Below are 18,472 nucleotides of genomic sequence, written 5' to 3' on the forward strand. Positions count from 1 at the left end.
TGCCCTACTGCCCTACTGCCCTACTGCCCTACTGCCCTACTGCCCTACTGCCCTACTGCCCTACTCCCCTACTCCCCTAACCCCGTCGCTCATCATGCCCTACCAATCCCCGATCTCCCCCGGCCGCTCCTGGTATGAGGACACCGCCGGCGCACGGCCCGAATACCCGGCGCTCGACGGCGACCGGACATGCGACGTCGTCATCGTCGGCGGCGGCTTCACCGGCCTGTCGGCGGCGGCGCACCTTGCCAAGGCGGGCAGCAATGTCGTGCTGATCGAGGCGCATCGTTTCGGCGACGGCGCATCGGGCCGCAATGGCGGCCAGCTCGGCACCGGCCAGCGCGCCTGGGCCGAGGAACTGGAAGCGGAATACGGCTTTTCCCGTGCCAAGACGCTGTTCGACCTCGCCGAAGAGGCCAAGGCGCATCTCCTCGAGTTCGCCGCCGCCAACAAGATCGAGATCGACTACATGCCCGGCCAGCTGTCGTTGGCGCACAAGCAGCGCTATGTCGACGACTACAAGGCGCATGCCGAGATCATGGCGAACCGCTTCGGCTATCCGCACATCACCTTCATGGACGCGAAGGAGGCGGCGGAGCGGCTGGGCTCGACGCGCTACTTCGGCGGTACCCGCGATACCGGCACCGGGCACATCCATCCGCTGAAGCTGGTGATCGGCACGGCAAAGGTGGCGGCGCAGGCGGGCGCGCAGCTGTTCGAGCAGACGCCGGCGACCGGCATCGCGTCCCTTGGCGGCAAAGTGAAGGTTACGACGCCGAAAGGCACGATATCAGCCGAGAAATGCCTGATCGGCGTCAACGCCCATGGCGGCACGCTCGAGCCGGTGAGTGCCGCGCACATCATGCCGATCGGCTCCTTCATCGGCGCGACAGTGCCGCTGGGAGCTGACACAAAAGTGCTGCCGGGCGGTGAGGCGGTCGATGATTCCCGCTTCGTCGTGCGCTACTTCCGCAAATCGGCGGATGGGCGGCTGCTGTTCGGCGGGCGCGAGATCTATGCCGTCAATGATCCGAAGGACATCCATATCCATATCCGCCGGCAGATCGCCGAGCTTTACCCTGACCTCAGGGATGTCGAGATCTCCCATGGCTGGGGCGGTTATGTCGGCATCACGATGCCGAGAAAGCCATTCGTGCGCGAAGTGATGCCCAATGTCATCTCGATCGGCGGCTATTCCGGCCACGGCGTCCTCCTGTCGAACCTTTTCGGCAAGCTCTATGCCGAAACCGTTGCCGGTAACCGGGATCGGCTGAGACTGATCGAGGATCTGAAAATCCCGGCCTTTCCCGGTGGCCGACGTTTCCGCGCGCCTCTGCTCTTTCTCGCGCTCAACTGGTATGCCTTGAGGGATCGGATATAACCACAGATTGCGGAATCCTTCGCAAGAGTGCAGAATCCCCTGCAAGGGCGCAGTGATGCCACATTCGCCGGCAAAAGATGAAGGCTGTGGGCAGTTGAACGGGGGAATTTTGCGGGCCTGCCCGCTTTTGGTTTTGGGACCGATCGAACGCCGGTCTTCCGGCACTGGTCGAATGTCGACCCGCAAATGGAGGTTGCAAGAGTGAGAGAGCCCTTCAGTTTCGGCGTGCCGGAACGACGGCGCTTTGCGATGCAGTTTGGCTACGACATGCGGCCAAGGTTCTGGCAGAAAGTCCGGTCGAACTTGCATCTGGTCATCGCCGCGCTTGGCACAGCAGCGCTGCTTGGCGTTGCCGCGGTGGCGCTGTGGCTGGCATTGCCGGCCAACGAGAGACAGGCAGTCGCAAGTTCCGAGCAGGCGGTTCCAAGCGTTCCAGTAAAGACAACGGAGATCGTGCCAGCCGCTGCCTCGGGGATCGCCGCGGTGCAGCAGGCCACTGATAAGACCGACGTGGTTTCGACGGCGGCGATTGCGGCGGAGGCCGAGATATCGGCGCTGGCGCCCAATGATCCCCGCTGGACAGGATCAGGATCGAAGACCAAGTCCGGCCGGATGGCAGGCCGGGCCGAACAAGCGGCAGATAAGCCGTCCATGGCGGCGTTCGCCGATCCGGCAGCGAAAAACAAAGCCGCAGCATTGTTTGCCAAAGTCGCTGCTCCTGGCAAAACGGCGACTGACGATGCGCAAACCGCCGCCATTCCCACCCCGAAGCCGCAATTGCCGGCAGCAACGCAGGCCGATGGCAGCCAGGCGAAAGTCGAGGCCAAGGACGTGAGCGCAGCAGACACCGGACGCATCCTCAGAGCCGTCACCATGCGCACCGGACCGAAGAAGAATGCGGCCGCCATAGTCACCGTTCCCGCCAAGACCCCGGTTCAGGTGATGGGCTGCAAGAAATGGTGCCAGATCATCTACAACGGCAAACGCGGCTGGATCTACAAGAGCTTTATCAAGACCGGTGCCTAGGGCAGGCGATCCCCTGGGGCAGGCGATCCTTTGACGTCGCACCAAGACTCAGATGGGTTCCGTGCCAGCGCCAAGCAGGCGCCGAAAGTGCTGCCATCGTCTGGCACGCCTGCGTCCCCTGACATGGTTGCGATGCTCTTCGAACGGGACTTCGAACAGACCGCACATGACGCACCCTTCCCGCTTACCGCAGACGGGAACCCAGCACTTGACGTCATGCTTCCAGGCCAGCGCGATCCGTTCGAGATGAAGATTGGATGAGCTCTTGAGCAGGATCAGCTCGCCGGCCACGGCCGTCCGCTCGATATGGTCGGAGACCTCCCTGGGCGTACGCAACTCATGAAAGCGGCCGGCGTCACGATCGTCTTGCCCGGCTCCCGAGCGGTGCGCATTGTCACCGACATAAATGACCTGATCGGCAATTTCACGGGCGGTCTTGTAGGCGTAATGGTACTTTCTGGTCGAGCCTGCATAGTCTGAAATCTGTCCCAGAACGATGCGCTTTCGTTCGACGGTGGCCCTGGCCATCATGTCGAAGGCAAGATGGATCGAATGCCAGGGCGCCTTGGCGGCGTCGAGGATGAATTGCGGGCCGCTGTCGACGACAAACACCTCGCATCGATTTGCCAGTGGCTGGAGTGTCGCCACCCTGGCCGCCACTTTTTCCTGGGGAACGCCGAGTTCAAGTGCTGCAGCAACGGCAGCGGCGGTCGGCAGCCAGAAATGTTCGGCCGGGAACGGCGTTCTGAGCTCAATGACGCCGCCGCGCCAGTGGATCGAAAACGTCAGCCTGTCGGGATAGGCGGCGTGGATGTCGGTCACACGGTAATCTGCCCATTCCGACCTGCCAAAGGTGGCGACGCGGTGCTGGGTGGGGGAAGCCATGGCGATGACATGGGGGTCATCCGCGTTGAGGACAGCGAGGCCGCCCGGCCGCAGCGCATCGATCAACATGCGCTTTTCCCGAGCGACATTCTCCAACGTCCTGAAGGCTGTAAAATGTTCGAGGCGAACCATGGTGACTACAGCCACGTGCGGCCGCAGCATATCCCCCATCGGCTTGACCGTATCGGTTCCACTGGCTCCAGCTTCAAAGACGACGTAGTCGATCCCGGTAAGAGCGCGCTTTGACAACATGTTGACCAGCGCCCTGATCGAATTGGCGAGGACCTGGGTATGCACCGAGCCGTGGCCGGCCAGAATGTGCCCAAGCAGTTCGGTCACCGTCGACTTGCCGGAACTTCCGGTTATGCCGATGAAGGTCGCCTTGCTTTTGGTTCGGGCGCGTCTTGCCTTGTAAACCTTGAGACGTTGCACCAGATCTTTGCGAATTTTCCGCAATTTTGCGTTCATCGCACCACCGCCCCCAAAGCCCACAAGCGACTTATGGCTTGCGATGAACGGCCAAGTCAAACTTGAAACCCGACATAGCCGGGCGGTTCAGATGCAACGTCCGCCGTCGACCTCCAGCGCCACGCCAGTGATGAAAGCCGCCTCGTCCGAAGCGAGCCAGAGCGCCGCGTTGGCTATGTCGAGCGGCGTCGAAAGCCGGCCAAGCGGGATCGACGCGCGGAATTTCTCGCGAATTTCGGGTGTGTCGGCGCCCATGAATTTTTCCAGCATGCCGGTCTCGCCGGCGACCGGACACAGGCAGTTGACGCGGATGTTCTTCGGCGCGAGCTCCACCGCCATCGACTTGGTCGCGGTGATCGCCCAGCCCTTAGAGGCGTTGTACCAGGTGAGGCCGGGCCGCGGCCTGATGCCGGCGGTCGACGCCGTGGTGAGGATGACGCCGCCGCCTTGCCGGTCCATAATCGGCACGACTGCCAGCGCGGCGTGGTAGATCGCCTTCATGTTGACGGCGGCGATCAGGTCGAAGGTCGTTTCGTCGACCTCGAGCATGTCGCCGTTGCGATGGGTGTAGCCGGCATTGTTGACCATGATGTCGATGCGGCCGAAGGCGCTCGTTGTGGCATGGACCATTTCGTCGAATTCGGAGCGCAACGAGACATCAGTCTGGGTCCAGATCGCCGCCTTGCCGATCTCGCTGGCCACACGTTCGGCGCCCTTGGCGTTAAGGTCGGCGACAACGATCCTCGCGCCCTCCTCGGCAAAGCGCTTGGCCATGCCCTCGCCGAAGCCCGACCCGGCGCCGGTGATGATGGCGACCTTGTTTTCCAGGCGCATGCGTTTCTCGCTCATGATTGAAGACAACCGTTCCGGCAGCCGCCGGTCATGGCCGTCGAAAGACCGATCTCCACTCTCGATTCTCCTTTGGCTTTCGCTTAGATCCCACTCTATGCTGCACTTGCGAAGCCTCCTGGAGCCCTCGCTCGCCGACAAGCCTCCGGGTTGCGCCAGTGTCAAGAGCACATTTCAGGCTCAATCGGTAAAGGTCGATTGGCCTCGGGGTGTGACACCGTTGGCACTGGAAAATTTAAATCGATTAGAATATATCAGCCGCGTTACAGCGACCGGCGTCAAAGCGGATAGACCATGACCAGCCAGATCATTCCCGTCGACCCTTTCGACTTCATCATTTTCGGCGGTACCGGCGATCTGTCGGAACGCAAGCTCTTGCCGTCGCTCTATCATCGCCAGCGCGACCATCAGTTTTCCGAACCGACGCGCATCATCGGCACCTCGCGCTCGAAAATGACCGACGAGGAATTCCAGGCTTTCGCGAAGCAGGCGATTTCCGACCATGTGAAGCCGGCCGACATCGACGCCAAGGAACTGACGACGTTCCTTGCCCGCCTTTCCTACGTCTCGGCCGACGCGACCAGCGGCGCAGGCTTCGACAAATTGAAGGAGGCGATCGGCGACAGCGAGTGCATCCGTGCCTTCTACCTGGCGGTGGCGCCGGCGCTGTTCGGCGACATCTCGCACAAGCTGAAGGAGCACAGGCTGATCACGCCGAATTCGCGCATCGTGCTGGAAAAGCCGATCGGGCGCGATCTCGCCTCGGCGCGCGCGCTCAACGATCTGGTCGGCGACGATTTCCATGAAAGCCAGATCTTCCGCATCGACCACTATCTCGGCAAGGAGACGGTGCAGAACCTGATGGCGCTGCGCTTTGCCAATGCGCTCTACGAACCGCTGTGGAATTCCGCCAATGTCGACCATGTACAGATCACCGTGGCCGAAACGGTCGGTCTCGAGGACCGCGTCACCTACTACGACAAGGCCGGCGCGCTGCGCGACATGGTGCAGAACCACATGCTGCAGCTTCTCTGCCTCGTCGCCATGGAGGCGCCGTCGTCGATGGACGCCGATGCCGTGCGCGACGAAAAGCTGAAGGTGCTGCGGGCGCTCACGCGCATCAACGGCAATGGCGCGCCGAAGCAGACGGTGCGCGGCCAGTACCGTGCCGGCGCCTCGGCGGGCGGGCCGGTGAAAGGCTATGTCGAGGAACTCGGCAAGGACAGCAACACCGAGACCTTCGTCGCGATCAAGGCCGAGATCGGCAACTGGCGCTGGTCGGGCGTGCCGTTCTACCTCAGGACCGGCAAGCGGCTGGCGACCCGCGTTTCGGAAATCGTCATCGAATTCAAACCGATCCCGCATTCGATCTTCGGCGACAGCGCCGGGCCAATCTTCGCCAACCAGCTGGTCATCAGGCTGCAGCCCAACGAAGGCGTCAAGCAGTTCATCATGATCAAGGATCCGGGGCCTGGCGGCATGCGGCTGCGCCAGATCCCGCTCGACATGAGCTTCGCGCAATCCTTCGACGGTCGCGCGCCCGATGCCTATGAGCGGCTGATCATGGATGTCATCCGTGGCAACCAGACCCTGTTCATGCGCCGCGACGAGGTCGAGGCGGCATGGCAATGGATCGACCCGATCCAGGACGCATGGGAAAGCGCAAGGCAAGAGGCGCAGGGCTATACGGCCGGCACATGGGGGCCCTCGGCCTCGATTGCGCTGATCGAACGCGACGGGCGGACATGGCACGAGAGCAATTGAACGGCGCCGCCTACAACTGGCACGCATTCGCCGAACGCCAGGACTTGGCGGCAGCACTTGCCGGCCACGTCGCAGGCCGCCTGACCGATGCAATCGCCGAGCGCGGCACAGGGCTGCTCGCTGTTTCCGGCGGCACGACGCCGGCGAGATTCTTCGCATCGCTTTCGAACATCCCGATCGCCTGGAACAAGGTCACGGTGACGCTGGTCGACGAGCGCTGCGTGCCGGCCTCCTCTGCGCGCTCCAACGCCGGGCTGGTCGCCGTCAATCTTTTGCAGAACGCGGCCGCAGCCGCACGTTTCGTGCCGCTCTACCAAGAGGCGGCAAGCATCGAGGATGCGTCGGAGACCGATAGCAGGATGTTGCGGTCGCTGCCCTGGCCTCTCGATGTGGTCGTGCTTGGCATGGGAACCGATGGCCATACCGCCTCGTTCTTTCCGGATGCCGATAATCTCGAGGAACTGCTCGACCCGTCCTCGGAAATGGTCGTGCTTCCGGTTCACGCGACAAGCGCCGGCGAGCCGCGCCTGACGCTGTCGCTGGCGCGGATCGTCGAAGCCGGCTTCGTCGCACTGCACATCGAGGGCGAAGACAAGCGCAAGGCATTCGAAAGCGCGATGGGAGCGGGAACGCAAAAGCCCATTCGCGCCGTGTTCGACGCAGCTGAGAAGCCCGTAGAGGTTTTCTGGGCACCCTGATTTCAACTTGCCGAGGGTTCCGGCAGACAGCCGTCAGGTGCTCCCGGGACCTCGCTCGAAAGGACCGACGCCATGACTGCGAGACGCGACATCGAAGCCATCACCGAGCGTATCCGCCAACGCTCCAGACCTGGGCGCGAGGCCTATCTGGGCCGCATCGCCGAGGCCTCGAGCCGTACCGCCAACCGGGCCGTGCTTTCCTGTGGCAATCTCGCCCATGGCTTTGCCGTCTGCAGCCCTTCGGAGAAGGCGGCGCTCGGCGGCGATCGGGTGCCGAACCTCGGCATCATCACCTCCTATAACGACATGCTGTCGGCGCATCAGCCTTTCGAGACGTTTCCGGCACTGATCAAGGATGCGGCGCGCGAGGCCGGCGGCATTGCCCAGGTCGCCGGCGGCGTGCCGGCGATGTGCGACGGCGTCACGCAGGGCCAGCCCGGCATGGAGCTGTCGCTGTTCTCGCGCGACGTGATCGCCATGGCCGCGGCGATCGGCCTGTCGCACAACATGTTCGACGCGGCCGTCTATCTCGGCGTCTGCGACAAGATCGTGCCGGGACTGGTGATCGCCGCACTCACCTTCGGCCATCTGCCGGCGGTGTTCATCCCGGCCGGGCCGATGACGACGGGCCTGCCCAACGACGAGAAGGCCAAGGTCCGCCAGCTCTATGCCGAAGGCAAGGCAGGAAGAGCCGAACTGCTCGAGGCCGAGTCCAAATCCTATCACGGTCCGGGAACCTGCACCTTCTACGGCACGGCGAACTCCAACCAGATGCTGATGGAGATCATGGGCCTACACATGCCCGGGGCCTCCTTCGTCAACCCCGGCACGCCGCTGCGCGACGCGCTGACCAGGGAAGCGACGAAGCGGGCGCTGGCGATCACCGCGCTCGGCAACGCCTACACGCCGGTCGGCCGGATGATCGACGAGCGCTCGATCGTCAACGGCATCGTCGGCCTGCACGCCACCGGCGGATCGACCAATCACACCATCCATCTGATCGCCATGGCGGCGGCGGCCGGCATCGCCATTACCTGGCAGGATATTTCGGACCTTTCCGAAGCCGTACCGCTGCTGGCGCGGGTCTATCCGAACGGCCTTGCCGACGTGAACCATTTTCACGCGGCCGGCGGGCTGGGTTTCCTGATCCGCGAACTGCTCGACGAGGGCATCCTGCACGAGGACGTCCAGACGGTATGGGGCGAGGGACTGCGGCCTTATGCGGTCGAAGCCAAGCTCGGCGCCGATGGCGGCGTCGTGCGCGAAGCCTCGCCGCGCGAAAGCGGCGACGAGAAGGTGCTGGCGCCGTTCAAGAAGGCGTTCCAGCCGACAGGCGGGCTGAAAATGCTTTCAGGCAATCTCGGCCACGCCGTCATCAAGACATCGGCGGTGAAACCGGAACGGCGCATCATCGAGGCGCCGGCAAAGGTGTTCGACAGCCAGCAAGGGCTGAACGAGGCGTTCAAGGCCGGTTCGCTGACGGGCGATTTCATCGCCGTCATCCGCTTTCAAGGCCCCAAGGCCAACGGCATGCCCGAGCTGCACAAGCTGACCACCGTGCTCGGCGTCCTGCAGGATCGCGGCCAGCATGTCGCGCTGGTCACCGACGGACGCATGTCGGGCGCTTCTGGCAAGGTGCCGGCGGCGATCCATGTGACGCCGGAGGCGATCGAGGACGGGCCGATCGCCAGAATCCATGACGGCGACATCATCAGGCTCGATGCCGAGGCCGGAACGCTGCAAGTGCTGGTGCCGGCAGGTGATTTCGCGCTGCGCCGGGCAGCGGACGCCGATCTCATCGGCAATGAATTCGGCTTCGGCCGGGAGCTTTTCGCTGGATTCCGGCAAATGGTGGGCCGCGCCGACCATGGCGCCAGCGCCTTCGGAAACGACGTGGTGGAATTGGCACTGCAGTGAAAAAGGGCGGCGCTGGCTGTCGATTGCCACGCGATTTTGCCTTTTTGGTCACTATGTTACCTTTGAGTCATTATTGGCCTATCACTCGTGACCGGTCATTCGTAGCCGATGCAGCGGGGAGCGGGATCGAGCGCTTCTGCGTCTTCCAGAAACGGCAAAGTCCGACCCCTAAGCGGAAGCGCGTTCGCCCCCCCGGGCCGAATTCACGCCCATGACCCGTTGCTGTCATTGGCGTCCGATAAGATGAATGGCTCGATTGAGCCCACCGCCCTTTCCGGCCATTGCGGCATTTGCGATGATGCAGCGATTAGGAGGAAAGCAGCTTGGAACACTCACCCCAGATCGGAGACCGCCTCGCCGATAAATCGGCACCGCCGGATGACGCGATGATCCGCGACTGGATCGGGCCGGAGGCGTTCGAGCACTGGACCGCGCTGCGAGACTGGATCGAAGCTTCATACCCCGGCGTATTCGCCCCTGACTGGATTTATGGCGGCAAGAAGCACGGCTGGTCGCTGCGCTATAAGAAATCCAAGGCTTTCTGCACGTTTCTTCCTGAATACCGGGCGTTCTCTGCCGTGGTCGTGTTGGGAGCGGCAGAGAGGCAAAAAGCCGGAGCGCAGCGAGACAAATTGAGTCCTCGCCTCATGGCGCTCTATGACGAGGCCGAAACGTATCACGATGGCAAATGGCTGAAGATCGGGATTTCCTCCGCAGAGGAACGGCAAGACGTGACAGAGCTACTGGCGCTCAAACGCCCGCGCCGCGCAATTGCCTGAGGCCCTAACGGCAGGTTCGTCCGCTACCTGATCGTTCCGATCGGATCGACGAGACTGACCGGCCTGGTTTCCGCCGCGAGCAATCGACACTGGCGTCGAATTACGTCCTTATTGGACCGTCAGTTCGGCGCGCTCGCCGGCCTTGATCGTCACCGTGCCCTCTTTGGAGCTGTTGTCCGACTTCTCCGAGACGACCACGTAGTCGCCGGCCGGCAGCGCCGCCTGATACTTCTCGTCATAGGCGTAACCGAGCGATTTGCGGTTGCCGTTGAGGTCCTTCTTCGGATTGAAAATCTCGATCTTCGAGGCGCCTGGCGCGGTGACCGCCAGCACGCCGGCGTTCAAGGCGACTTTCACATCCTGATGTTCGCCGACCTTGACGCTGAACGGCTGCTCGACAACGGCAAGGTCGACCTCGGCAATCAACACATAGTCGTCGGGCGGCAGATCAAACTTGCTGTCGGGGCCATAGGCATAGGTCACCTCTTGCCTCGTTCCGTCGATCTTCTTCCTTGCCTTGAATACCTTGAAGCCGATGCCCGAACCGTCGGCCTTGTCGCCGCCGGCAGTATAATAGGCGTTGGCAATGACATGTCCGACGCCGACGATGATATCCTTGTCGATGATCCTGCCAGCAGCGAGCTGGATGGTTTCGGTGACCTCGCCCTTCCCGATCTTGACTGTCACTTTCTGGTCGCCGGCCGGCAACACGACTTTCGTGTCGCCATAGTAGGTCGCGGGCATATCGACGCCCGGATAGGCGATCACGACAGCCGCGCCATCGGCCACATCCGCTCCCTCACTTGGCCTGGGATGAAGGATGAGCGTGCCGGCATTCAGGATGAAGAGGGAGTTGTAGACCTGGCCCGCCTCGACCTCGGTCTTCTGTTCGGTCCTGGCCTCGCCATAGCCCGCAACGACGATATAGTCGCCCGGCTCCAGATTGCCCTCGTAGGCGCCGTACTCGGTGGTGACGTAATCGCCGCGCGTGCCGTCGGACCTTGCCTTGTAGATCTCCCAGGAATTGCCGTCGGTGATGGGATCGCCGCCCTCGGCTAGCACCACGGCCGGCACGAAGTTGAACTCCGGCTTTTCCGGCTCGGGAGCCGGCGGCGGCGCCGGCGCTGGTTCGGGCACCGGTGCGGCGGCAATGGTTTCGGCCAGCGCGTCCTGCAGTGCTTGCTCGTCGGAGGCCTGGATGTATTTGCCGCCGGTGTTGTCGGCGAGGCAGGCGACCTGCTTGCCCTCGTCCGCGGTCAGGCCGAAGCCAACGACGTCCACGGTAAAGTCGACGCCGGCAGCCTTCAGTTCCTTGCCGAGCGCGCACGGATCGCCATTGCACGTCTCAAGCCCATCGGTGATGAGGATGACGGTTGCCTTGTCCTCGGTGTATTTCAGCGCCTCGGCCGCTTGCTCGACGGCTGATGTCAGCGGCGTCTTGCCAAGGAATTTCAGGCTGTCGGCGGCAGCGGAAACGGCACTTGCCGAGCCGGCCTGGGGCGGCACGATGAGCTCGATATCCTCGCAACTGCCCTTCTCGCGATGGCCATAGGCCATGAAGCCGATTTCCCTGTCGGCAGGGACCGACTGCAGCACCGTTCGCAACGATTCGCGGGCGATTTCGAGCTTGGGCTTGCCGTCGATCTGCGCCCACATGGAACCGGAGGCATCGAGAATGACGATGACACGGTCGGCGGCAAGGCCGAGCGTCGTCATCCATAACAGGAGCATCGCGGCAGCGACGCTCCGTGCAAGTCCCGCCATGAAAATCTTCCCCTCGTCAGTCACCGCCAGTCCGGGGAAGCTATTTGACGCAGGGGCAGGACACAAGCCCGGATGCCGGGCGTGGGAGGGTCGACCACAAGATCGAGCCAGACCGACTCGACTGGGCCACTCGACCGGCCGACTCAATATGTCGTGCGCCGCTCTTCGGAAGGCGGCCGGCCGAATTGCAGCCGGTAGCTCTGGGCAAAATAGGAGTGTGAGGTGAAGCCTGTGGCGATCGCCACATCGAGGATCGGCATGTTGGTCTGGCGCAGCAATTCGCGCGCCCGCTCGAGCCTGAGCCGCATGTAATAGCGGCCGGGCGTGACGCTGAGGTGGCGCAGGAACAGGCGCTCGACCTGGCGCACCGACAGACCGGCCGACTTGGCGAGTTGCACCGCCGACAGCGGCTCGTCGAGATGATCGGCCATCAGCTCGACGGTGCGCCGCAGCTTCTCCGACTTGCCGGTCAGGTCGCGTTCCGGCCCGACACGCTGGCGATCTCCGGCGGAACGGATGCGCTCGTGCTGGAACTGGTTGGCGACGCCGTTGGCGAGGCTCGAGCCGAAATCGCTGCGCACGATCTCCAGCATCAGGTCGATCGAGGTGGTGCCGCCGGCGCAGGTGTAGCGCTTGCGGTCGATCTCGAAGACGTTGCCGGTGCAGTTGATGTCGGGAAACCGCTCGACGAAGCCGGCGCGATTTTCCCAGTGGATGGTGCAGCGATAGCCGTCGAGCTGGCCTGCCTCGGCGAGCAGATAGGAGCCGACCGACAGCGCGCCGAGCGCGTTGCCGCGCCGGCCCCAGCTGCGCAGCGCCGCCAGCACCTTGCTCTTGCCCGGGAATTCGGTCGTCAGCCCGACCGAGACGAAAAGGATGTCGACCGGCGGCAGATCGGCGACAGCGTAGTCGACCTTGAGTGGCAGGCCGTTGGAGGCCATGACGGCATCGCCGTCGGCCGACACTGTCGTCCAGCCATAGAAGTCGTGGCCGAGCAGCCGATTCGCCGACCGGAACGTATCGATCGCGGCGGCCAGCGAGAACATGGAAAACTTGTCCACCAGCAGGAACCCAAACTGCCGGCCGCCCTGAACGGGATCGTTCATGACCGGCCGCTCTGAGGGAACAGTGAGGTTCGGCAAAACTGCGGCTTTCCAGGTTCAGAAGGACGGCCGTTTCAATCCGGCCGCGAGATAGGCGGAAGCTAGCGTGTTGGCCATCAGCATGGCAATGGTCATCGGCCCGACACCGCCAGGCACCGGCGTGATGGCGCCGGCCGTCGTCGCCGCTTCCGCATAAGCGACGTCACCGACGAGGCGGGTCTTGCCTTCGCCTCTTTCGGGCGCCGCGATGCGGTTGATGCCGACGTCGATGACGGTGGCGCCCGGCTTGATCCAGTCGCCCCTGACCATTTCAGGTCGCCCGACAGCGGCAACGAGAATGTCGGCGGTGCGCGCCAGCGCGGCCAGGTCCTTCGTGCGGCTGTGCGCGATGGTGACGGTGCAGTTGGCGGCAAGCAGAAGATTGGCCATCGGCTTGCCGACAATGTTGGAGCGGCCGACGACCACCGCATTGAGGCCGGAAAGATCCTTGCCGCGCACGCGCTCGATCAGCAGCATCGAGCCGGCCGGCGTGCAAGGCACGAAGGCCGTCTCCAGTTCGCCGGTGCCGAGCTTGCCGACATTGATGAAGTGGAAGCCGTCGACGTCCTTTTGCGGCGCGATCGCCTGGATGATCTTGCCCGCATCGATATGGCCAGGCAGCGGAAGCTGCACCAGGATGCCGTTGATGGCCGGGTCGGCATTGAGTTCGCCGATGATATCAAGCAGTTCCTGTTCGGAGGTCCCGGCGGACAGCGTGTGCTGGACCGAATGAAAGCCGCATTCCTTGGCGGTGCGGGATTTGGAAGCGACATAGACCTGGCTCGCCGGATCCTCGCCGACGATGACCACCGCGAGACCAGGCTTCAGCGCGCCCTTTTCCAACAGTTCGGCCGTCAAGGCCTTGACCCGCCGCACCACGTCTTCGGCGACGTTTTTTCCGTCAATCACTTCGGCCATGAATCACCCTCAACACCGTTCCCTCCAAAGAGCGTCGCGTCTGAAAGGATCGATGCGGCGCGCATTGGAGCTTTATCCCAGACATGTCGTCGTCCCAACCACCGCCCACCCTCGGTCAGACCGGGAGTAGGCTTTTGGATGACACATCAAGCGCGGCATTTTCACGAAAATTCGACCGGGCAATCCCGTCAGAGCGCCGTCTCATGCCGTTAACTCGAAACCGATGGCTTTTATTCTGTTCGGCTGCTCTATCCCGGGTTCAGAAATAGCGGCGCGATCGGCTTTCGGTGAGTTCGCGAACCGCTTCGCGGAATTCGCGCAGGCTGGCCCGGATTTCCTCGATCGAGGTTTTTTGTTCAGCGGCTTCCGAAGCCCGATTTGCATCGGCCGACGAGGCCTGAGGATGGGCCGGCTGCTGCTGCGGATAAGGCACTTGTCCGGCATAGGACGCCATCGCTGGCGGATAGGGGTAGTCGGCTGGCGACGGCATCTGCCAGGGATAGCCCAGCGGCGGTTGCGCATAGGGGTGCGCCTGCATATGCGAAGCCGGATACATCGCCTGTTGCGGACCATAGGCGCCTTGCCGAACTTGCGGCTGCTTGTAGCCGGCAGGCACTGGCCGACGCGGCGCGAGGGGAGACGACGACTCGGGGTAGGCCGGATCCCGCTTCGCGCGTTCGGCGGTTGCCGGTGAGCCACTGGCCGGTGAGCCCGTGGAACGCGTGCCGGCAGAGTCTTCCCGGGCCTTGCGCGGCATGATCCTGCCCGCGGCCGAGAGCAGCGTGCCGAACGGCCCTGAACGCCTGGTCGCCTCGACCGGCGGAACGGGCGGCGGCGACGCCTGGTATGCCTTGTCTTCAATGGGCGTCCGGCGCTCGTCCGTCCTGCGGCGCGAGCGCGAATTGGCGGTCTCACGCAGGCTCTCATAGGCGCCGCGCATGCCGCCGAGGCCGACACCGGAGGCCAGGCCAGCCAACAGCCCGACGAGCATTATCACGGCGCGCGACGGTCCGTTCGGCTCGAGCGGAGCGAAGGCCTTGGAAATGACGTTGATGTTGGCCGTGTTGATGTCCTTCTGCTCGCCGGTCTCTTTGGAGCGCAGAAGGTATTGTTCGTAGACGGAGCGCTTGGCAGTGGCGTCGCGCTCCAGTTCGCGCAGGGTGACCAGGTCGCTGTTGACGTCGCCGCTGCGAACCTTCAATTGCGCCAGGCGGGAGGCCAGATCCTGTTCGAGCTGCACGGCACGCTTCAGGTCGACCTGCAGGGACGAGGCGATGCGGCGCAGTTCCGCGGCGATGCGCTCGCGCGACCCAGCAAGCTGGGCATTGAGCGCCTGAAGCTCGGGATGGCGTGGCCCGAACCGGATCGCGGCGCGATCGGCCTCCTGCTTGAGCGTCGCATATTGCGATTGCAATTCGCTCATGGTGTTGGAGTTGATCTCCTCCGGCAAGGTGCCGCTCAGAACCGAATTGACGTCGATCGAGCGCGCCGACGCCGCGCGGGCGTTAAGTTCCAGCGTGCGCGCACGGGCGATGGCAAGCTGCTGGTTGAGCTTGAGCATCTCATCGTCGCTGATCAGATGGCCTTGCGCGTCGACGAGGTCATGCGTGGCCCTGAAATCCTCGACCTTTCGCTCGGCCGCTTCCACGCCCTTGCGCAATTCGTCGAGCCTGGCCGTCAGCTCGTTGGTCGCGCGGCCAGCGGTGTCGGACTGGATCTGACCGAAGGTCTGCAGGAAAACGTCCGTCATCGTATTGGCGATGAGAGCCGACTTCTCGCCATTTTGCGTGGTGGCGCTGACGGAGATGACGAAGGTCTTGCCGCCGCGCTCGACCGAAAGGCTCTCGGCCAGATTGCCGACGGCCAGCGCACGGCGGCGGTCCTCATCGGCGCCCGTCCCATCATTGCGCGACAGGACCGACCGGATAAACTCCATGACGCCCAGGCCACTGGTACCTTGCCCGTTGAACTCCGGATCGTTGGCGAGATTGAGCTTGTCCACGACCTTGTTGAGAACGGTGCCGGAGGTCAGCACCCGAACCTGGTTTTCGACGATGGCCAGTGTGGCGTCGGACGCAACCACCGATTGGGTGAGATCGCGGTCGGTGAGCTTCAGGTCGCGCGGATCGACGATCAGTTCCGCGGTGGCTTCATATTTCTTCGGCGTCGACAGCGCGATCGCGACGCCAAGCGCGGTGCCCAGTATCGTCATCGTGACGATCAGCAGTTTCGAACGGGCAATGCCGCGGACGACCTGCATCGGATCGATCAACGGCTTCCATTCCTGTCCGTCGTCATCCTCACGGGAAGACCGTTGCTCGTCACGGCCATATCCAGGTTCGAACGCCGAGTAGCGGGGATCGAACGTAGCGTATCGGGGATCGGACGCGGCGTATCGAGGGTCGAACGCGGCGTCTCGAGGATCGGCATCGGAACGGCGGTCCTGGGAAAAACCGGCAGCAACCGGCTCCTCCCGCGGCCTGGCGTCAGCATAGCCCGCTTCAACGGCCTCATCCGCCTCAAGCGGCATCCGGGCGGCCGAAGCGGAGGCATGTTCCGGCTGAGACTGGCTTGTCACGTCGTTTGCCGGGAATTCCGGGGTTACAGTCGGTTCCTGGGTTGCCGAGAATTCTGGGGTTGCCGAGAGTTCCGGGTGCGCTCGCGCCTCGCGGCGCAAGCGCGCGAGACGATGGCGCGTGGCGGCATCCTCGCGCCATGACGGGTTCGCCCGATCGCCGATCGAAACCAGCGATGGTTCAGCTTCTTCTTCGCCGCGTATCGCCTGGCCCAGCGCCAGTAGAGACCGCTCGCGCTTCCAATCTTCACGGTTTTCCCTGTCGGCCATTGTCGTGGAGCTTGCCCTTGGCGGCTTGGACGCGCGGTCAGCCATTCGTTAAACCACGCTAAACAAGCATAGGAAACAAAAGGTTAATTTCCGAGCCCCTGAAGACGCTGTTTCCCTCTTCGGTTGCATGCTTCTGAACGCAACCGAAGCCCTCAGAACCGCGCGTTAAACTTTCCCGCCTATGCTTTCCCCGACACATGACTCAGGCTGGCAACATCCCGCAAAGGCGGCCCCTCGCCCGGATCGGCGCTTTCGTGGCCGAGCGACGGGGGCTGGTTCGCGACTATCTTTCAGCGATCAGCGGCGCGGGCGGGCGGCTGGTGTTTTCGCTCGCCTATTTCATCGCGCTGGCCAACACGCTGTCCATCGCCGAGTTCGGCATGTTCGCCACAACATCGGCGGCCGGCGTGATGCTGTCACGCATCCTCGCCTTCGGCTTCATCTCGGCGCTTTACCGAACCGCCACCATCCGCCCCAATCTGATCGGCACCTTCACGGCCGGCTTCCTGCTGCTTGGCGTGATATCGCTGCCGTTGCTGGCTGCCGCCTCCTACGGCGTCTACCTGATCTTCTTTGCCAGCACCGTGCCGCTGTCGGTCTTTGCGGCGATCGTGTTTGCCGAGGCGCTGTTGTGGCGGCCGGTCGAGGTGGCGCTGATCGTCAACAACGGTCTCGGCAAATTCGGCCGCGCCGCCCTGCTAACGATCATGGCGACGGCCTTGCGGGCGCTCGGGGCCGTTTTGTTCATGTTCGCGGCGCAGCCGACCATAGGCGTCTGGTCCTGGTATTATATCGGCGCCAACGCCGCCTCGCTGCTCATCGCCTTCGGATTTTTCTATCCGCGCCAGAGGCTGCGGCTGCGGCTGGAACTCTACCTGCGGCGGCTTACCGATTCCATCTATGTCGCCGGCGCGGAGGTGCTGTTCTATCTGCAGATGGAATTCGACAAGCTGCTGGTGCTGGCGATCGGCGGACCGCACCTCGCCGGCATCTATGCGATCATCATGCGGCTGGTCGACCTGACCGCGATCCCGATCCGCACCTTCTCGATGATGCTGGTGCAGCGCATGATGCGGGCGCCGGAACTTCTGTCACGTCTTTCGGTCAAGAGCGGCATCGAAGCCGGCGTGTTCCTTGTCTCGACGCTGGCGCTGGCGGCACTCGCCATTGTGCTGCATTTCTTCCCCAACGCGCTGGGCAGGAACGTTGCGGAGGCCGCTCCCCTGGTGGCGCTGGCGATCTGCGTGCCGGGCCTGCGCAACCTGGTCGAATACCAGGCCGAGCTCCTGTTCGCGCGCGGCCAGACGCTGGTGCGGGCGATCAACCTCGCCTTGCTCGCCGGTCTGAAGGCGGTTCTGCTGACCTATGCCCTGACCACGATCCTGGACACGCCCGATCTGGTGCTGTCGCTCAACATCGTCTTCCTGCTGCTCTATCTCGCCTCGGCGCTGCTCACCTATTCGGCAATGCGCAAACCGGCGAAACCGGTCTAGGGTCGAATTCGATCGGGTGGGTGCTGCCAATGGCCGAGACGGGTGGAAAGTTGCCCTTTCGACATGCAATATCGGTGCATGACCGCGTTATCTTTCCGGCACCTGAACCCCTAATTGGAACGCCGAGCCTACTGCTCCTGACGTAACGCTAACCGTCGAGAGCGATACAGTTCAGCTTTCCTTTCTTTTGAACCCATCGACCCACGACACCAGAGAGGGAGAGATCGTAACACTCCGATTCGTTGGCTGTGGAAGTTGGCGGTGGGACGCCTCAGGCGATCACGCGTGGTTTGCGGGTGAAGGCCGTTCCAGCAATCAGGCTCCAAAATGGGGGGAGTTCTACGAGGTGATCGGCGACGGCCGGGCAATCGACGACCTCAATTGGGAGGTTCTATCGCCAGACAGTCCGAAGTCACGACATTTCTTGTTGTATTTTCGAGACGACACCATCGAAGTTATAGCGAGAGATTGGTCGCTCACTCGAAAAATGGGTCGTGTCCCACCGCGTGGTGTAGGTCGGCGATAGCGAAGCCGCTCGCGAGC

General features: G+C 63.1%; 13 protein-coding genes. 7 read left to right on the top strand and 6 right to left on the bottom strand.

Going from position 1 to position 18,472, the window contains the following annotated elements; all coding sequences use genetic code 11:
• The first annotated feature begins 94 nt into the window (after positions 1–94).
• Both E5X88_RS30335 and E5X88_RS30340 read left to right on the top strand, forming a co-directional pair.
• Complete coding sequence (locus E5X88_RS30335; protein ID WP_292167781.1) at positions 95–1,381, top strand: FAD-binding oxidoreductase; 1,287 nt, start codon at positions 95–97, stop codon at positions 1,379–1,381.
• Between the two features lie 201 nt (positions 1,382–1,582).
• Positions 1,583–2,407 (top strand): SH3 domain-containing protein, encoded by an 825-nt coding sequence (locus E5X88_RS30340; RefSeq protein WP_292167765.1) that lies wholly within the window; start codon positions 1,583–1,585, stop codon positions 2,405–2,407.
• A gap of 48 nt (positions 2,408–2,455) precedes the next feature.
• Here the strand turns inward: E5X88_RS30340 and E5X88_RS30345 are convergent, their stop codons facing one another.
• Both E5X88_RS30345 and E5X88_RS30350 read right to left on the bottom strand, forming a co-directional pair.
• Positions 2,456–3,724, bottom strand: coding sequence for a Mur ligase family protein (locus tag E5X88_RS30345; RefSeq protein WP_292167767.1), 1,269 nt, complete (start codon positions 3,722–3,724; stop codon positions 2,456–2,458).
• Between the two features lie 123 nt (positions 3,725–3,847).
• On the bottom strand, positions 3,848–4,594 hold the full coding sequence (locus E5X88_RS30350) for an SDR family oxidoreductase (protein WP_292167783.1): 747 nt from the start codon (positions 4,592–4,594) through the stop codon (positions 3,848–3,850).
• 309 nt (positions 4,595–4,903) lie between these two features.
• Here E5X88_RS30350 and zwf point away from each other — a divergent pair, with 309 nt between their 5' ends.
• From zwf to E5X88_RS30370, 4 genes are all read left to right on the top strand, one after another.
• Positions 4,904–6,373 (top strand): glucose-6-phosphate dehydrogenase, encoded by a 1,470-nt coding sequence (gene zwf / locus E5X88_RS30355; protein ID WP_292167769.1) that lies wholly within the window; start codon positions 4,904–4,906, stop codon positions 6,371–6,373.
• Positions 6,355–7,071: a 6-phosphogluconolactonase gene (gene pgl, locus E5X88_RS30360; RefSeq protein ID WP_292167770.1), complete on the top strand. Its 717-nt coding sequence runs from the start codon at positions 6,355–6,357 to the stop codon at positions 7,069–7,071. Before zwf ends, pgl begins: the two co-directional genes overlap by 19 nt.
• Before the next feature lie 72 nt (positions 7,072–7,143).
• Entirely contained in the window at positions 7,144–8,988 is a 1,845-nt protein-coding gene (gene edd / locus E5X88_RS30365; RefSeq protein ID WP_292167771.1) for a phosphogluconate dehydratase, read from the top strand.
• Between the two features lie 323 nt (positions 8,989–9,311).
• A complete protein-coding gene (locus E5X88_RS30370) occupies positions 9,312–9,767 on the top strand; it encodes a DUF3788 domain-containing protein (protein WP_292167772.1) in 456 nt (151 codons plus the stop codon).
• A 108-nt stretch (positions 9,768–9,875) separates the two neighbouring features.
• Here E5X88_RS30370 and E5X88_RS30375 read toward each other — a convergent pair whose 3' ends face one another.
• The 4 genes from E5X88_RS30375 to E5X88_RS30390 form a co-directional block, all read right to left on the bottom strand.
• A complete protein-coding gene (locus E5X88_RS30375; RefSeq protein WP_292167773.1) occupies positions 9,876–11,531 on the bottom strand; it encodes a VWA domain-containing protein in 1,656 nt (551 codons plus the stop codon).
• Positions 11,532–11,674: 143 nt separating this feature from the next.
• Positions 11,675–12,637, bottom strand: coding sequence for a GlxA family transcriptional regulator (locus E5X88_RS30380; RefSeq protein ID WP_292167775.1), 963 nt, complete (start codon positions 12,635–12,637; stop codon positions 11,675–11,677).
• 54 nt (positions 12,638–12,691) lie between these two features.
• Positions 12,692–13,591 carry a bifunctional methylenetetrahydrofolate dehydrogenase/methenyltetrahydrofolate cyclohydrolase FolD gene (gene folD / locus E5X88_RS30385; RefSeq protein ID WP_292167776.1) on the bottom strand — a complete coding sequence of 300 codons (900 nt, stop codon included), beginning with the start codon at positions 13,589–13,591 and terminating at the stop codon, positions 12,692–12,694.
• Between the two features lie 259 nt (positions 13,592–13,850).
• Positions 13,851–16,436 carry a Wzz/FepE/Etk N-terminal domain-containing protein gene (locus tag E5X88_RS30390; RefSeq protein WP_292167785.1) on the bottom strand — a complete coding sequence of 862 codons (2,586 nt, stop codon included), beginning with the start codon at positions 16,434–16,436 and terminating at the stop codon, positions 13,851–13,853.
• Positions 16,437–16,633: 197 nt separating this feature from the next.
• Between E5X88_RS30390 and E5X88_RS30395 the strand changes: the two genes are divergently transcribed.
• On the top strand, positions 16,634–17,929 hold the full coding sequence (locus E5X88_RS30395) for a lipopolysaccharide biosynthesis protein (protein WP_292167777.1): 1,296 nt from the start codon (positions 16,634–16,636) through the stop codon (positions 17,927–17,929).
• Positions 17,930–18,472 lie beyond the last annotated feature (543 nt).

It is taken from the genome of Mesorhizobium sp., assembly GCF_004962245.1.
Lineage (GTDB): Bacteria > Pseudomonadota > Alphaproteobacteria > Rhizobiales > Rhizobiaceae > Mesorhizobium.

What these genes read in the sequence shown, in the direction of transcription:
- folD (WP_292167776.1), bottom strand. Translation starts at nt 13,591, where the DNA reads ATGGCCGAAGTGATTGACGGAAAAAACGTCGCCGAAGACGTGGTGCGG.
- E5X88_RS30375 (WP_292167773.1), bottom strand. Translation starts at nt 11,531, where the DNA reads ATGGCGGGACTTGCACGGAGCGTCGCTGCCGCGATGCTCCTGTTATGG.
- edd (WP_292167771.1), top strand. Translation starts at nt 7,144, where the DNA reads ATGACTGCGAGACGCGACATCGAAGCCATCACCGAGCGTATCCGCCAA.
- E5X88_RS30335 (WP_292167781.1), top strand. Translation starts at nt 95, where the DNA reads ATGCCCTACCAATCCCCGATCTCCCCCGGCCGCTCCTGGTATGAGGAC.
- E5X88_RS30350 (WP_292167783.1), bottom strand. Translation starts at nt 4,594, where the DNA reads ATGCGCCTGGAAAACAAGGTCGCCATCATCACCGGCGCCGGGTCGGGC.
- zwf (WP_292167769.1), top strand. Translation starts at nt 4,904, where the DNA reads ATGACCAGCCAGATCATTCCCGTCGACCCTTTCGACTTCATCATTTTC.
- E5X88_RS30395 (WP_292167777.1), top strand. Translation starts at nt 16,634, where the DNA reads ATGACTCAGGCTGGCAACATCCCGCAAAGGCGGCCCCTCGCCCGGATC.
- E5X88_RS30390 (WP_292167785.1), bottom strand. Translation starts at nt 16,436, where the DNA reads ATGGCCGACAGGGAAAACCGTGAAGATTGGAAGCGCGAGCGGTCTCTA.
- E5X88_RS30380 (WP_292167775.1), bottom strand. Translation starts at nt 12,637, where the DNA reads ATGAACGATCCCGTTCAGGGCGGCCGGCAGTTTGGGTTCCTGCTGGTG.
- pgl (WP_292167770.1), top strand. Translation starts at nt 6,355, where the DNA reads ATGGCACGAGAGCAATTGAACGGCGCCGCCTACAACTGGCACGCATTC.